The organism is Bradyrhizobium sp. MOS003, from assembly GCF_003020125.1.
GTDB lineage: Bacteria > Pseudomonadota > Alphaproteobacteria > Rhizobiales > Xanthobacteraceae > Bradyrhizobium.
Map to the genome: position 1 here is coordinate 1,611,720 of NZ_PYFW01000001.1, position 15,230 is coordinate 1,626,949.

Consider the following 15,230-nt stretch of genomic DNA (forward strand, 5'->3'; position numbering starts at 1 on the left):
CCTGGTCAATAGCGACCATTGTTGTAATCTAGTCCACGAAATTGACAGCGAGGAGAGCATCAAGAATTGCGCCTAGAATCCTCATACCAGAATCGTGGGCCCAGCCACTTAAAAATTGATTAACTCGTGCACAAAAGGGTAGTGAACCGCCCCGGGTTTGCCGGAGGCCATTTGGTTTAAGTTATGCCGCCATGGCGGGTTGTTTCAGCATGGCGTAGTAGCGTTGTTCGGCCTCGGCTGGCGGGATGTTGCCGATGGGCTCGAGGAGCCGTCGGTTGTTGAACCAGTCGACCCATTCCGGCGTCGCGACCTCGACGAACTCGAAGCTACGCCAGGGTCCGCGCCTGTGGATCACCTCGGCCTTGTAGAGGCCGTTGATCGTTTCGGCGAGGGCGTTGTCATAGGAATCTCCGACACTGCCGACAGAAGGCCCGACACCAGCTTCAGCCAGGCGCTCGGTGTACTTGATGGATACGTATCGGCTGCCCCTGTCGCTATGGTGTACGAGCCGCCGCCATGGACCGGTTGCCGATCACGCAGGGCCTGCTCCAGCATCGAGCACGAAGCCTGCATGCGCCGTTCGCGAGGCTCGCCAGCCCACGATCCTGCGAGCATAGGCGTCGATCACAAAAGGCGACGTAGACGAAGCCGGTCCAGTTCGCCACATAGGTGAAGTCCGAGAGCCAAAGAACATTCGGCCGTGGCGTTCGTTGTCTTGCTCGTCATGGCTCCATCCTCTCAGGAGTTGGAGCCTCCGGCAAACCCGGGGGCGGTTCAACCCGCCCTTCACCTGCATCATTCGAGCAACCGTCAACCACGACATCACGACGGCTTTGAGAATCATTATGCAGGCAGCAATTGCATAGGCATGGAAAAGGGGGTTTTGAAAGCTGAGTTTGTCCATAGGACTGCTTTCGCGTTTGGACGATCACGAACTATTTGATTATACGAACCGGCCCTCCGGCTAGGGTCGAAGACAGCTTCGGGTCACGGGCGGACGAGCGCCACCAAGTTTGCGACTGCCTGTTGTCGCACCTTGAAAGCGGATACTACCTGCGAGATCGGCCGGGTCAGCATCGGGCCATGTGCGGAAGTCGCGAAAACGACGTCCGCCGTCAATGACCCCGTCGTTAAATCGTCTATTTTTCACTTTGGCCTGGATTCATCAAACGGCGCAACCAGTGTGTTCTGAAACGCCGTGAGTCGCCACGCACCGTCGTTTTCCTTCACTAGCACTTGCAGACTCAGTTCTTGGTGGGCCAACAGCGTTTGCCCGTTTGCATTTACAAGGCCGCCGAGCTCGTTGGTAACATGGACAAGTGCAACGTCGGGCCGAACGAAGCGTATTGTCATTTTCAAAGTCTTGAGGGAAGCGTTCCTAGCTCTCGTTGCGAGGATAGCCGCGAGCTTGGCCTCGACTTCGGTAGCGCCGTTTGCTGCCTCTCCGCGGACGCTCACAAAATCGCCGTCTGGCGCATACATTCGAGTAGCTGCCTTCGCATCGTGGTTATTAAAACCATTGGTCATTTCGGCCATGAGGTTCTTTTATGGCCTCTTCATCTTCAGAGGTCCCAATGTTTTGCGCGATGCTGATCGCCGTAAGAGGGCCAAACAGGAGTGCGGCAAGAATCCACAGGAGCGAAATGCGACGCATTGGCGACCTCCAAAGGAAAGCGATTTTCTGAAAGCTCTACAGCATATCAGGAAGAGCGTCCGATCCCAATCAAGCATCGTCTATTTATTACATAATGAGAGGCGAGAATCCTAAAAAGACGCAATGTCCGAGATGGGTCAAATGCGCCTCTCAGCACGAAGCGAAGAGGGGAGGCAGCCATGGGCCAGATGTGGAAGCTGGCCGCTTGAGCTGTTGTCACTGCAATGCCGTCACTAACGTCTGACAAGTCATGTAGACAAGGATCAGAGAACCTATGGTCCAGAAAGTCGCCCGCGTGTCGTGGGTGCGCTCCGTGAAATAGGCCGCAAAGTGGAGAAGGCGCGATACTACGTACCCGTACAGAAGCAAGCGGGCAATCAGTAGAGAAGGCTCAGTTAGAACGAACAGTAGGCCTGCCACGAGAAAGAAGGGCAGGTTTTCGAGATCATTCAGTTGGATACGTCGGATGCGCTCGACGTGCTCATTGGGCTCAAGTTGTTTGGGATCGGGCGCGGGATTGAGAAGCGTCTTCCTGAGGTCTTCGGGCGAACGGAACCCGCCCTTCGCTTGCATCATGCGAAACACAGTCAGCCACGACATACTGAGTGCTTTGAGTATCATGATCGTTGCGGCAATGACGTAGGTGGCGAATATCGGATTTTGCAAACTGAACTTGTTCATGCCTCTCTCCGCGAACGCGATGATGCTATCAGGTCCCGATCAAAAGCACGCATTCGAAGATGCCATGGCCCATGTGGGTTGTCCTGATCGCCGGATCGACCGGCGCTGCATTAGTGCTGTTCGCCCTTCCAACCGTTACGTTACAGCCGGTGACCGGCTGTGATCTCGTTCACGCCGTAAGGCCGGCGGGTTCCTTGTAGGGTTCGTTCCTGGCGATCATCGCCCATGCCATTCTGGCGAGCTTGTTGGCGAGTGCGATGGCTGCGACCTTGGTGGGGCGGCGTGCCAACAACGCAGTGAGCCAAGGCCGATGGCTCGTGCCATGGATCTTGGCATAGCGGATCACGGCGAGTGCGCCCGCTGTGAACAGGCTGCGTATATAGCGATCGCTTGCTTGCTGATACGGCGAAGCTTGTCCTTGCCCCCACTGGAGTTCTGCTTCGGCACGAGCCCGACCCAGGCCGAGAAGTCCCGCCCCGACCGGAAGGTTCCGGCATCGGCAACGCTTGCGACTAGCGCCGTTGCCAGTGCTGGACCGACGCCAGGGATCGCATCCAGTCGCCTGCTCGTCGCGTTTGATCGATGCCAGGCAATGATGCGCCTGTCGAACTCCAGGATCTGAGCCTTCAGTGCCCGCAACTGACCGCCGAGAGCCGCAAGACACGCGCGGGCCACCTCCGGGACCCGGCGGTCGGCTGGATCGGCGACGACTTTCAACAGCTGTTCGACACCCCTGCGCCCGACGGGGGCAACAATCCCGAACTCGGCCAGATATGCGCGGATCGAGTTGGCGTACGCGATGAAGCATCAGACAGCTCTGTTGCTCGTTCGTCTTGGTCGGCACGAACCGCATGTTGGGCCTTGTGACCGCCTAGCAAATAGCCTCCGCGTCGGTGCTGTCGTTCTTCTGCCGTTAACGTAGGGCTTCACATAGGCCGGAGGCATCAGACGCACCGTATGCCCCAACGCCTGCAGCTCGCGGGACCAATGGTGCGATGAAGCGCAAGCCTCGATCCCAACTAGACACGGCGGCAACTTCTCATTTCAGGTCTGGAAGCAGCCCGCGACAACGATCACAAGTCATATTCAAGGACGGCCACTATTTCATTCATCCGGATCCCGCCCAGTGCCGCAGCCTCACGGTCAGGGAGGCTGCGCGTCTGCAGACGTTTCCAGACAACTACTTCTTCAAGGGTAATCGCACCGAACAATACGTCCAGGTTGGCAATGCGGTTCCGTCACTTCTGGCTCGAAAGATAGCTTCCGTTCTGCACGTTCTGCTCGATTCCCTAGCAAGCAGCGGCCGCGACAGGCTCAAAAAGGCAAGCTAGACCAAGACTTTGCGCCTTCGCCTTCACTTGCGATTGGGCTATTGTCGGGCTTCGAAGTCGCAAGGCCCGCTGCGCGGACGAAAGACGAGAACAGAACAGCTGAGGGATCCGACTTGTTGCGCGCGATCTGACTGTGAAACATTTCGATCTCTCCGGTTGCCGCGCTACGGCGCCGCCTGCACGCAGGCCGCGATCGCCGCACCGAATGCAATTGAGCAATCAGATTGCATCAACCTGTGCGGGATCGCTGACGAGTTAGCTTCCCACCGTTTCGCTTTCCCCGCATTTCTGGCCATCGTACGCAAGGGAACCTTTCCTTTCCCTCTTTTCCGTGCGCAGCGTGGAATGTGCCGTCGGTCGGAGGTGAGGGCTGTCACCGAGTGAGGAGGAGACAAGCACGCAAGGTATTAGAGCAATCTTGATCGATCCGGCTCCGCGATCGATCGCCACGATCGAGATCAGCCCCGTCTTGGGCCAAGATATTTCCCGTTGTAGCGTCGCAGAACTCGGATACTCGCCATGACAGAACCCTCTTCCCCCGTCCGTCCGCCGGCGGTGCCGTGCGCGAACATGTCGAAGCCGCCGGCCGCCGAGCCGTTTGACGTCTTTCCGGAGCCGGGGGCGGCGGCGCCGCTTACGCCTGACGCTCCCCCCGCAGGCCCTAACCCAAGCCGCATCCGCACCTTGGACGAGGCCATTGCGCGCGAGTTCGAGGCCTCGCAGCGCGCCCGCCGCAACCGCAAGGCTGCCAAGGCCGGCAAGACCCCCGACGAGACCGAGGAAGACGAGACTGAGGAAGAGCGAATGGCGAGGTTGTTGCAGGAGACCGAGACCCAAGGACAATACCTGCGCCGCGGTCGGCAGCTCGTCGATCGCTACCGCCGGGAGCGCCGCCTGCAGGTTAGCCTCGAGGACTTGGACCCGATGGTGTTCGCCGGATGGATGAGCGAGCTGCGCCCCGGCTTGAGGAAGTCGGCGTGGCGGACCTACCGCCAGGCCGGGGCGGCCATCATCCTCACCATCCCGCACGACTCCGGTCCCGACGCCGTCGCCCTGCTGTACACCGACGGTAGACGGCTCCTGGAAGAGGCCCGATCGACCTACCGTCGCGGCCAGGTGAAGGAATCGAAGCCCCGGGCGAAGCGCATCCGCGCCAAGCACTTCAAGGAGATCCGGGAGAGTCTCGGCCAGATCAGCCGCGCCCAGGCGGTGGACTGGTTGGACGATTGGATGGTGGCCGGCGTCAATACCGGCCTGCGCCCCGGCGAGTGGGCGTTGGCGCACATCGAGACCCGAAGGGTCCCGGACGGCGGCCGGCGCATCTGGCTCCACGTCGTCAACGCCAAGGCCACCCACGGCCGCGGCAACGGCGAGTACCGCACCCTCGACATCTCGGACTTCCGGGACTCGACCCTGGAGGCGATCGGCCGCCAAGTGCAGCGCGCCCACAAATGGACGCTGGAAGGCAAGTTCGCGCAGCGACAGGCCGACGTGGCCGACCTGTTCTACCACGCCTGCTCGATCCTGTGCCCGAAGGAGAACTACTCGCTGTACTCGCTGCGGCACCAGTTCATCGCCAACATGAAGTCGGCCACCGGGGACGCCGCCGTCGTCGCCACCCTGTGCGGCCACATCTCGATCGAGACCCAGATCGAGCACTACGGAAAGAAGCGCTCGAGCTGGCTCGGCGGCGTCAAGGAGCCGTTCGACGTGCCGCACGCGCTGGCGGACCAGGTCGCGCCGGTCCAGGCCCACATGGCCGAGCTGGAGAAGCGCCAGGTCCTGAAGGCCAAGCAGGAGCTGGCCGACCTCAAAAAGAAGGCCGAAAAGGCGTCGGAAGATTCCCCGTCGCCGGCGCGCTAGAAACCGGGAGTGTGGCGTTAGATCCCAGGTTTTGAGGCGGCAGCAGGCGCGCCAATGCTTGCCATCATAGAGTTGGTAACGCTGTCCTATCTATCGCCACACCCTGGCTTTGTAGCGCCTCAGTCGGGGCGGTGTAACGGGGGGCGTCCGAAGGAAGGCCCCGCCCTCCCACACTGGAACTCGCATTGTGGAACGCCGTGATGCCGAGCGGTCAGATACGTCTCCACGGTCCCCAACAGCGGCGCAGATGGCGTCGGCAAAACCCACCTCTAGGCGACCTAAATCCCAACCGGGCAACAGTCTCACTTGTGAGCAGGAGGTTGGTCCCGCAGGGCCTCGGGTTTCTGCGGACGGCAGGAAGCAAGTTGCGCTTATGGTGTCTTGATACCGGTTATCGCACGGTAACATACCGTCAGCGTACCGGTAACCGGCCGGTGCGATCGCACGCTGTCTTACACCTCAGGCATCCTGCGATGGGGCGCCGCATCGGCGAAGGCTGCCAAGCTTAGCCTTCCTTCGTCCCACTCTCGTGCGCTTTGATCGCCGACAACACCACGGCGCCAGCCTCACCGAATTTCTCGGGTTCGGTGGAGTAGCGGAAGCCCCACCCCAACCACGACACCGAGAGTTCTCTCGTGAGGGCGTGACCCACGTCCGTGAGCCCGACGATCTGTGCGAGGACGAGTGCGGCGGATGCTTGGCCGGCAAGCGCGCAGCGCAGCAGTGCCGTCATCGCGATGTCGGTGTGATAATCGATGGTCTTGATCGGCATCATCGCCAGGGCCGTCGCGATGGCAGCATCGGCGTCACCGTTCAGGGCAGCCCGGAATTCGTCGTCAGAACGAAGCACGTCAACGTAGCGCAGCGTCTCGCTGATTTTCGCACGCTCCTGGTCGCGAAGGACATGCGCGGGCATCGTGCGCCACCACGTCAGCGGCGTGCTGTCGTTCGGGGAGAACGGCCAAGTCGGAGCTACCGTGAATTTCCACGCCGCCTGATCTCCGAGAGAGGGAAGGGGAATTCCGACGCCGTGCCCATCGGCGCGGTCGCCATCCCTGCGAAGCCCGAGCGCAGCCTTTCCATCGCGCTCAGGCACCTTGTTCACTTCCTTCATGTCGACGTCCTTTCGCTGACGGCGTCGTCGCGGTAGTAGCGCTTGAGAGACGCTCCGCGAGGACGCGCGTTGAGGTTCGGAATAACCTTCCCATGGCTGGCTTGGAATGTCAGTTGGTTCGACAAATCGAGGTTAATAAGGTCCTAAGATATGATATCAGTAGAACAAATTCGCGCAGCGCGAGCCTGGCTGAATATTTCGCAGCAAGAACTCGCCGACGCATCGAAGGTCGAGGTGCGGACCATTTACCGCATTGAAGGCGGGTTTCGAGGAGCGACCGAGCGGACGCTCGATAAGATCCGCCAGGCGTTCGAGACCCGGGGTTTGGAGTTCATTTTTGAAGGGGCAAAGCCGGTCGGACTGCAAGTACGCCGATCGTGATTGAGCTCGGCGTACACGGGGCCCCCAGCGCTTCGTCGGACGGGATTACATCGGCGCCTGCATCGAGAAGCCGTTCTCTGGCCAGTTCTCCAGCGTCAAGGTTCTCCTTCCCATTGCTCGGATTTGCCGTACTCGCCTGCGAACTGGCGGGGATGCCGTGGTCGACGATCCGTCTAGACGCGCGCCAACGGCCAAGGAAACTCAGGGGCTCGGAGACGTACGCTGTAGCGAATGCCAAGTGGTGACAGGGCGTTCGGCGATCGTGAGGCTGACGTCTCCTGCAATGGACGTGGGGCCGCGCGGGACAGAAACGCGCACGTGACGTTAGGTTCTGTTTGAATATCTGTCCAAAGCCGTGAACTCCTGGCGCTGGAGGTCCATCTCCTGCTGATAGATCTCTGCCTGGAGGTATAGTAGCTCGGCATCCAAGGCCGCTTCCTCGACGTCGAGATACCATGACTTCGGGCGGCCATCGGAGCCGTCATTCCAACGATAATTGCGTCGTTTCAACGCTCCCCTCAATTCGAATGGAGACTGTTCCGCCCAGATCCTAACGGTCTTGCGGCGTGCCCGCTCAAGCAGGAAAGCGAAAGCAGCCTTCGAACTCCCTGCCAGATTTTGATCAAGCAGAGTCAGAAGGGCGAAACAGTCGTCGACGGCACGGTGGGCATTGTAGAAGAGACCGTGCGCGGCCAGCAAGTGTTCAAGTTTCGCACTCGCAAAACCATACTCTTTCCACGTGATGCCGCTCGACGAGCAAGCCCATGGCTTGTGCACGAAGACGGGCCAAAGTCTCTCGGCGAACTTTCGATCGAACGCCGAATTATGCGCCAGGACGATGTTTGCATCCGACGCGAAACGATCGACCGCTACCGGGTCGATCGCTTGGCCGACAACCATTTCGTTGGTGATCCGGGTCAGCGCCGTGATCTCGGGGGTGATCGGGGACGATGGCTCCTGCAAAGCCTGAAAGACATCGACCACCCCTAAAATCCGATCATCGGCCGAGTAGGCGAACTTGATCATTGCCAATTCGATGACCTCGTCCCGGACGATATCGAGACCCGTTGTCTCGACATCGAGCGCGATGCCGATCCTCGTCCCGGTCTCTGGACGGAAGTCTGCGCTAGGTGGTACGACGCGGCGCAGCACCCTGTACTGCCCGGTCGCCTCGAGTTGCCTTGCCAAGGTTTCGTTGATTTCGCTCTGCATGGTCTTTAGTATCGAACGAGCTAGGTCTCTAGCAGCGTGAATTAGTCGAGAGACGGAGAGGTTGTTTCACGCGTGAGGGCGGCGGCTGGGACGAGCGGGTTAGCGGCGATGACCGCGGCGATCTCAGACTGGTCGAGATAACCAGCAGCAAACAGGGCTTCCGCGAGTGCGTGCAACGACCGGCTGTTGTGCTTGAGGAGAGCCAGCGACTTGGCGTAGGCGCGCTTCAGCGTCTCGTTGGTTGCCAAACGCAGCGGTCCGTTCATGAGCAGGTCGCTGTCGGTGACTTCGTCCTCGCTGAGCGTGACGAGACCCGTATGTCCGTAGCCGTATGCACTCTCGATTCGTAAGGCTAGGCTCGTGGCGCGAACCAGATCGCATTTCGCGGACGTGCCGCCGGAGCCGGTCGTTGCTTCACCGAACTTCAGCTCTTCAGCCGCGCGGCCAGCAAGCGAGGTGATGAGAAACCTTTCAAGATAGTCTTGAGTGGGGAGCTGAAGCTGTTCCGGCGCGCTTTCCGAGAACCCGCCATCGTCGCCGATCGAGAGTGACGTCGGAATGGCGGTGCCGAGAGCCAGATGCGAGATCGCATGCCCGGCTTCATGATAAGCGATGCACCGGCGGAGGTCCTGCGGCAGATTGGGCTTTCCGTTGCGGACCGCTTGGAGAACGTCCGCAAGAACCAGCTTCCTTCCGGCTGTGCGCGCGGCATGGCGAGCCATACGGATCCACTTTTCGACGTCGGCACCAGTATGTCCGCGAGCGGCGACCGCCGCCTCGCGCAGATCGATGCCGACGCAGTCGGTGCGGAGGTGCGTGCGGAAAATTCCGATCAGCCCTTCGATATCGGGCAGTTCGATCCGGATGTGGTGATCGAGGCGCCCGGCCCGAATGAGTGCAGGATCGAGGCGGTCCGGATCGTTGCACGACGCGCACAAAAACACGCCTTCGGTCTGCTCGAATCCCTGCATGCACTCGAGCAGAGTTGCAACGATAGCGTTCCACCAAGAGCTGTCTTTGCCAGAATGTCTCGCTGGAATTGCATCACATTCATCGATGTAGATGATGGAGGGACGGCGCTGCAGCGCCTCGGCGAAGGTTGCGCGAATACATGAGGTCACGTCGCCGAGGTGCCCGGTTTTATGGGACTGAAACTGCGCATAGCTGGTGGCAATGAAGTGCACGCCGGGCAGCTCTCGAGCCAGCGAGCGCATCAGCGAGGTCTTGCCGGTGCCCGGAGGGCCCGACACCAGCAGTCCGTGCGGACATTCGCTCCAGGGACGTCCAGCAAGATAGGCCCGCATCGAATCGACCACCTCCATGACGTAGGTCTTCGCAGCGCCCATACCGGACAGCTCGGAGAGCGACGGTATGTCGTAAATGTGCTTAGGGTCGACGAGGCGTTGCAGTCGTTCGAGAGAACGTTCGGCACCAATGTCGCTGCGTACGGCGATCGTGAGATCAACGATGCCAACGCGGCTTGCCATCGAAGCGTCGACCGTAGCGGGTCTCGCTGCTGTCACGGCTTCGATGACGTCGGCCACGATGTCGGCGTCGAAGGAGGGCACGATCACGCGGTGTTCGGCGAGGCGGACCAGCGGCTTCGGCAACCGCCCAAACGGTGTTGCGATGCCGATGATGGGACAGTGCAGTCGTACGGTTGTTGCAACGGCGGCGGCATCATCCTTCTCGGACGAGACCTTCGATTTGGTCCCTTCGCTGAACACGATAGCGGTATTTGCGACCCACGTCGCGTTGAAACCAGTGAGCTCGTTGCCGTCTATTAAGCGGATGTCGCGTGGGAGCAGGAGGCGCAGAAAGCGTCGGATCGGATCCGCAAGGTCGGGGTGGGGAACCTGAATGACTACAATGGAATCCCGGTCCAACATCTTAGCCAATACAGGGCGCGCGTTTTCGAATGCGCGGCCGAGCAGCAGGGCGGCGGCCGCGGTGTCGGGCAAAAATCTGGATGTCGTGTGGAGCGGACTTCCTCCGCCGTCGGAGGCGATGTCATGATCGTCGTCTGCCTCTCCACCGGAGTGGGATCGAGCCAGCTGCGAGAACCCACCGCCTCCGTGTGCGATGCCGGCGAACACCTCGCTGAGCGGCCGGACCGATGCGGCAAGTGTGCGCAAAGTCATGCCAGATCTCCGTAGTCGGCGGAGGGGGAACTTTCGACCGCAACCCAATGCTTTTCGTCCAGCTTTTCTCCCGAGAGAATCTTGGCGGCGAACGCGCCGCTGCGGCAGCTGAAGCCCAACTTGACCGTCATCTTGTCTGGCGCATCGATTCTCGGGCCGACCCATCCGTGGGCTTCCAGCAGTTCGCGCCTGCCCCGGTGATCGTGCGACAGGCTGGTGCGCGTCCGGCTGGCGTAGTCGGATCCGTCGATCAAGTAGAACCTGTCGTTCCATTCGTAGGCCACGACTTGAAGGTCACGCCAAGCGAGCCGATAGGCCTCGCCCTCGGCGGTCACGATGGCTTTCTCGTCATCGGTCATGGCGACCATTTCGTCGAGATCTGCGGTCACGGAGAGCCTGCGGCACTGCTCGGGCGGCCTCATCCGGGCGAGGTGGATGCGAGCGAAGCCCGCAGCGAAGAGCAGCATCTCAGCGTGCCCGACCAATTGTTCGAGATCGTCTCTGATTGTCAGGCTTCTGCCGAAAGGACGCCCTCCATTGATCAGAGGGATATTGAGTTCGGTGCAAATCCTGATCAGCCGCGACTCGAGATAGGTTGTGGTGAATTTGTCGAACGTCTCCTCGTCAGCGATGATGACGTAGATCTGCATGTTCGCGGTGGCATCGCCAAGTCGGTCTCCGAAATCGCGCTCGCCGTCGCCGTGACCGATGTAGGTCGTCCCATTGGCAACGAATAGGGGATCGTCGATCACGTATGCGACGTACTGCCAGGGGGAAAGGCAAGCCTTTATGCGTTCGAGTGCCTTGAACGGCGCCGTGATGAGGGACAGTCGCGATCCACACGACTTGATCAGGCGCATACCGCCGGGGTGCCCCTCGAGGAATACCGTCGAAACCGAGAAGGCTCGCGGGCAGGCATGTAGGGGCACTCCTGCTGTCGCTAGAGCTTCCGTCAGAGCCGCCACGGAGCTGAATTGGCGCATTCGCCGACCTCGCTGTAAGTAATGTGCGTCATATGAGATATATCCCATATGACGTACATTACAAGAGCCTCTGTCGTGCTGGTCGACAACCGGTGGTATGGTTAACCGAATTTCGATTCGGGGCGCGTAATGGCCGGAGATAAGATTCCATCGGGGCGCATGATCCGGGCCGGCCGGGCGCTGGCCGGGATAGAGCAGCTCGATCTCGCCGAACAGATCGGTGTTGATCGTCGCACGGTGTCGCGACTGGAGGCCGACAAGGACGTCCCGGTGAATCCGCTGAAGATTGCGACCTATGAGAAAATGCGCGATGCGCTCCAGAGACGCGGCATTGTGTTTCTTTACGGGGGTAAGGGGTACGGGGAAGGGGTCGCGCTCAAGGACTGAGCGTCTGGGCGGCCTCACTAGGCGCTTGGTTTTGGATTACGGGTGTATCGGCAAACTGAATCGTCAGCGCGCAGGTCGCGCGACCGCCGGTCGGGCAAGCCTGGCTAGGTTGTTCTGCCCCGTGCAGATCGAAAGTTTTCAGCGAGAAGCCGCTGCATCGGCCGCCTCGAGCTCATTCATGATCCTTTTTAACTCGCGCACGATTATGGGATGCATCCTGGTGCGATGCCGATGAGCGTATTCTCTGATGCGCCAGTAAAGATCTGCATCAAGGTACAAGCTCATTCGCTTTACTGTTCCATCTGCGCCCGAATTGCCTTCTGCCAAATCCCCATCAAGTTCTTCAGGAAGGTCGGCCGTAGCCGAACATCGAGACTCCGTGCCGGGCAGTGGATTCTCCGGCGTGGTCGAGGGAGCCCCGACCACGCGCACACCTTCAACGGCCTCTCTCTCCACTTGCTCCTCATTTAAAGCCTTGAGAGGACTGACGGCGTTCAAGTGCTGAGCCCGTTTGCGGGGCGGTGAGTCCTTGGCCATGGCCAGTCGGGTGGCGCCGGTGCCTTCGAAAGACCTTTTGGGGTGCGGTCCTTCTTTCATCGGCGACTCTCGCTTCAGCGGCGGCTCAATGAAATTGGCGAGGCTTCCGAGTCTGTTTCGTTTGGCCATCTTAATGCCCCTTGGGACGACGTCACGTGATCACGCTAAGCCTCGAACACAAAGCGGGCGCTACTTAACGTGATTGCTGCTTCACACGATCACAGTTTCACGTGATCACATCGTCACACAAATCGGTTTCGAAACCGTCGAGCCGGGGCGGACAATTTTATTAGAGTTCGAAGCACGGACGGCTGTCCTGCCGTCGCGACGGCCACGGCCTGCTGCGCGGTCGTTCCTCAGAGACCGTCGACACTAGATCACTCCTTCCGCTCGCAGCCGTCTCAGTTCGGTGTTCCCGAGCCCGAGGAGGCTTCCGAACACTTCCTCGTTTCCAGCACCAACGGCTTCCCCGAGCCAATCGATCTTGCCAGGCGTCGAAGACAGCCGAGGCACAGCATCCGGAACGGCGATTTCGCCAGTGAGGAGGATCCCGAAGACGCCTTGAGCGCTGAGTTTGATGATGTGGAGGAGGAGCCAGACACAGGATGAGATGCCTGAGCCGGATCCATCCGACTCTTAGGAGGAAATGGCCGGCCACGGTAAACTGTCCGATGAGCCGGGAGCCTTGCTAGAGCAGCGCAGGCCGAGTCCTGCTCTCGTCAGCCGCGCGCCCAGCTTGCACCAGTTCGTCTCTCGGTGCAGGCGCCCTCAGTAGGTTTTTAGCGTCGTGAGTTCGCCGTTGTCCGCCCGGGCTTTTGCGGCGACCAGGAACGTCCTCATCTGCTTGATAACCGGCGGCTCAAGCGCTTCGATCGCGGAGGCGATTTGCGGATCGAGCACGCCCTTGCGGCCGTAGCGGCGTCGTGAGTTCGCCGTTGTCCGCCCGGGCTTTTGCGGCGACCAGGAACGTCCTCATCTGCTTGATAACCGGCGGCTCAAGCGCTTCGATCGCGGAGGCGATTTGCGGATCGAGCACGCCCTTGCGGCCGTAGCGGCCACGAACATCGCTGGCGTGCCCGAGAATCCGATCGCGCGTGCGCTGCGCAATCGCCTCATTGTCCAGCCAGTCAGCCATCAGATGCCTTGTAGAATAGAGCGTTAGGTCCGCGCGATCGAGCTTCAGCTTGGCCTTCACGTACTGCCACGCCTTGCTGAGCGGCTGCGACCACCTGATCGTGCCGTCCTTACGGGTATAGGCATCCCATTCGGGAAAAAGCCGCGCTTCCTGCTGATCCATCAGGTCTTGCATCCGATCGAGCAGCCCCAACTCGATGAGAAGCGGATGGATCGGAATGACGCGACCCGCGGCGTTGGTTTTGAGATTGCGTAGATCCTTGACCGCGACGCGTCCGCTGCGTGCATCGAACGGGCGCAGATCGAAATAATAGAACTCGCCATCGGTACGGATGTCGGCACATTTGAGCTGACCGACCTCGCCGGGCCTCATCCCGGTGAGGATGCAGATCAGGAAGCCCCAATAGATGTGCGACTGCACGAAGTATTCGCCGGGTTGCCAGACGTGTACACGGTTCTTGCAACCGGTGAAGAGCGGCAGCCTCAGCAGCGTCAGCAACTCATCGTCGTCGAAGGCATCGCGCGGCAGCGGGGCTAAATTCTCAGGGTCGATGCAGACGAACTTAGGCTTCGGTCCGTGATAGAACTTTTCCGCGATCGAAAAGTCGACGAACTTGTAGAGCCCGGCCCAATAGCGGCTCTTGATGGTCGTGGTGGTCACGCGCTCCAGCTTCGACCACTTCGTCTCTTCAGCATATTTGTAGCGCTGAAAGAGCGTCTGCGAAAATTTGCGCGGAATGTTGTCGCGGTTGGGAATGTCCGGCAGGGCCTCGTCGAGCGACTTCCATTTGGCTTCAATCAGTTCGTCCATCCGGGGATCACCCAGAAGATCGATCGCGAACTGGACGATCGATGCTGCTTCGCCGCGGCCCTTCGCGGTGTGCTTGCGCTTGCGGTCCAGCGGCTTGAGGAATTCCGCCAGCACCTCCGACATGCGGCTGGAAGAGCTATCGGAGGGCTCTACGGTGGCGGACGACATTGTCGGCTCGGATGCGGGCGAGATCGAACCGACCTCAGGCGCCGGCAGCAGTCGAAGCCTCTGGGCGACGGCATCCTGCACCAGACGATCGATCATCGCGATGGGATCGAACGGCTGCGTGGTCGTCGAGGGGGCCGGGACGGTCCAGCCTTCCTTGATCGCTTCGGTCGCCTCATGCCGGCCGCTCTCATGGGCGCGTCGGACGTTCAGCCGCGCGATTGCGCCTTCGGCCGCCTTGTTCTGGTCGACGAAGTCGACCCAGGTGCTCGGCATCCGGGGAAAACGCTGGGCGTAGGCGTAGCCGCGCTCCTGCGCCCGGGTGAGAAAGCGACGGACTTCGTGCTCGAAGGCGCACCGCTCGGCGAGGAGCCGCTCGTTGTCAGGGGGACCGCGGTCGACATAGACGCGCAGCCGGGCGTCGAGGATGCTCCCCAACGCCTCTAGGTCCGGAGCCTCGATCAGCTCCTGTACCCACCCCAGATTATCCATCAGCCGGCGCCTCGCTTCGTTGAAATTCCCCGTCCTGAGGCTGACACGGAGGAGGGGGAGACCAAAGAGCTTTGCCGCCTGTTTCCCCAACCGAATCTGCAGGAAATAGCGACCGTCGCCGCGCCGGGCGAGGTAGGAGGGACGAGACACGTTTGCAGCCCTTCCGGAGGCGGCCGGCGCGAGACATCCGGGTGAGATGTAACACTGCCAAATCCGCTACTCCAATCCGGCCAACATGCTGGAAAATATCATGATTTCGCTTCCATTTGGACTTGGTAGCGTTTCCCTCTCCCGCTACCAAATTGATTCCATTTGGATTTTATCCTTTGTGGGCCCTTAAATTT

General features: G+C 60.3%; 14 protein-coding genes and 1 pseudogene. 4 read left to right on the forward strand and 11 right to left on the reverse strand.

From position 1 onward, the window contains the following. Positions 1 to 181: 181 nt before the first annotated feature. From C7G42_RS07810 to C7G42_RS07825, 5 genes and pseudogenes are all read right to left on the reverse strand, one after another. Positions 182 to 704: pseudogene (locus C7G42_RS07810) on the reverse strand (IS3 family transposase); the annotation flags it as partial. A 442-nt stretch (positions 705 to 1,146) separates the two neighbouring features. After that, positions 1,147 to 1,536, reverse strand: coding sequence for an SgcJ/EcaC family oxidoreductase (locus tag C7G42_RS07815; RefSeq protein WP_106948358.1), 390 nt, complete (start codon positions 1,534 to 1,536; stop codon positions 1,147 to 1,149). A gap of 334 nt (positions 1,537 to 1,870) precedes the next feature. Further along, positions 1,871 to 2,335, reverse strand: a complete 465-nt coding sequence (locus C7G42_RS07820) for an MAPEG family protein (protein WP_106948359.1) — start codon at positions 2,333 to 2,335, stop codon at positions 1,871 to 1,873. A 169-nt stretch (positions 2,336 to 2,504) separates the two neighbouring features. Further along, positions 2,505 to 2,681, reverse strand: a complete 177-nt coding sequence (locus C7G42_RS34985; protein ID WP_158537574.1) for a hypothetical protein — start codon at positions 2,679 to 2,681, stop codon at positions 2,505 to 2,507. Continuing rightward, a complete protein-coding gene (locus C7G42_RS07825; RefSeq protein WP_158537575.1) occupies positions 2,678 to 3,052 on the reverse strand; it encodes a transposase in 375 nt (124 codons plus the stop codon). The genes C7G42_RS34985 and C7G42_RS07825 overlap by 4 nt, the downstream gene beginning before the upstream one ends. 278 nt (positions 3,053 to 3,330) lie before the next feature. Between C7G42_RS07825 and C7G42_RS07830 the strand changes: the two genes are divergently transcribed. Both C7G42_RS07830 and C7G42_RS07835 read left to right on the forward strand, forming a co-directional pair. After that, the gene (locus C7G42_RS07830; RefSeq protein WP_245427576.1) at positions 3,331 to 3,666 is read left to right on the forward strand and encodes a DNA cytosine methyltransferase; all 336 of its coding nucleotides are present in this window, start codon (positions 3,331 to 3,333) and stop codon (positions 3,664 to 3,666) included. A 519-nt stretch (positions 3,667 to 4,185) separates the two neighbouring features. Beyond that, entirely contained in the window at positions 4,186 to 5,529 is a 1,344-nt protein-coding gene (locus C7G42_RS07835; RefSeq protein ID WP_106948361.1) for a site-specific integrase, read from the forward strand. A 505-nt stretch (positions 5,530 to 6,034) separates the two neighbouring features. Here the strand turns inward: C7G42_RS07835 and C7G42_RS07840 are convergent. Further along, positions 6,035 to 6,643, reverse strand: a complete 609-nt coding sequence (locus C7G42_RS07840; RefSeq protein WP_106948362.1) for a hypothetical protein — start codon at positions 6,641 to 6,643, stop codon at positions 6,035 to 6,037. 150 nt (positions 6,644 to 6,793) lie between these two features. On the opposite strand from C7G42_RS07840, the gene C7G42_RS07845 reads away from it, so the two are divergent. After that, a complete protein-coding gene (locus tag C7G42_RS07845) occupies positions 6,794 to 7,024 on the forward strand; it encodes a helix-turn-helix transcriptional regulator (protein WP_106948363.1) in 231 nt (76 codons plus the stop codon). Between the two features lie 324 nt (positions 7,025 to 7,348). Here C7G42_RS07845 and C7G42_RS07850 read toward each other — a convergent pair whose 3' ends face one another. Genes C7G42_RS07850 through C7G42_RS34990 form a run of 3 tightly spaced genes read right to left on the reverse strand, consistent with a single transcriptional unit; the run spans position 7,349 to position 11,237 of the window. Next, the gene (locus C7G42_RS07850; protein WP_106948364.1) at positions 7,349 to 8,236 is read right to left on the reverse strand and encodes a 3'-5' exonuclease; all 888 of its coding nucleotides are present in this window, start codon (positions 8,234 to 8,236) and stop codon (positions 7,349 to 7,351) included. Between the two features lie 41 nt (positions 8,237 to 8,277). Next, the gene (locus tag C7G42_RS07855; protein WP_158537576.1) at positions 8,278 to 10,377 is read right to left on the reverse strand and encodes an AAA family ATPase; all 2,100 of its coding nucleotides are present in this window, start codon (positions 10,375 to 10,377) and stop codon (positions 8,278 to 8,280) included. Beyond that, entirely contained in the window at positions 10,374 to 11,237 is an 864-nt protein-coding gene (locus tag C7G42_RS34990; protein WP_158537577.1) for a hypothetical protein, read from the reverse strand. The genes C7G42_RS07855 and C7G42_RS34990 overlap by 4 nt, the downstream gene beginning before the upstream one ends. A gap of 252 nt (positions 11,238 to 11,489) precedes the next feature. Here C7G42_RS34990 and C7G42_RS07865 point away from each other — a divergent pair, with 252 nt between their 5' ends. Next, the gene (locus tag C7G42_RS07865; protein WP_106948367.1) at positions 11,490 to 11,747 is read left to right on the forward strand and encodes a helix-turn-helix transcriptional regulator; all 258 of its coding nucleotides are present in this window, start codon (positions 11,490 to 11,492) and stop codon (positions 11,745 to 11,747) included. Positions 11,748 to 11,885: 138 nt separating this feature from the next. Here the strand turns inward: C7G42_RS07865 and C7G42_RS34735 are convergent, their stop codons facing one another. Further along, complete coding sequence (locus C7G42_RS34735) at positions 11,886 to 12,413, reverse strand: hypothetical protein (RefSeq protein ID WP_147250236.1); 528 nt, start codon at positions 12,411 to 12,413, stop codon at positions 11,886 to 11,888. Between the two features lie 730 nt (positions 12,414 to 13,143). After that, entirely contained in the window at positions 13,144 to 14,886 is a 1,743-nt protein-coding gene (locus C7G42_RS07875) for a site-specific integrase (RefSeq protein WP_106948369.1), read from the reverse strand. Between the last annotated feature and the right edge of the window lie 344 nt (positions 14,887 to 15,230).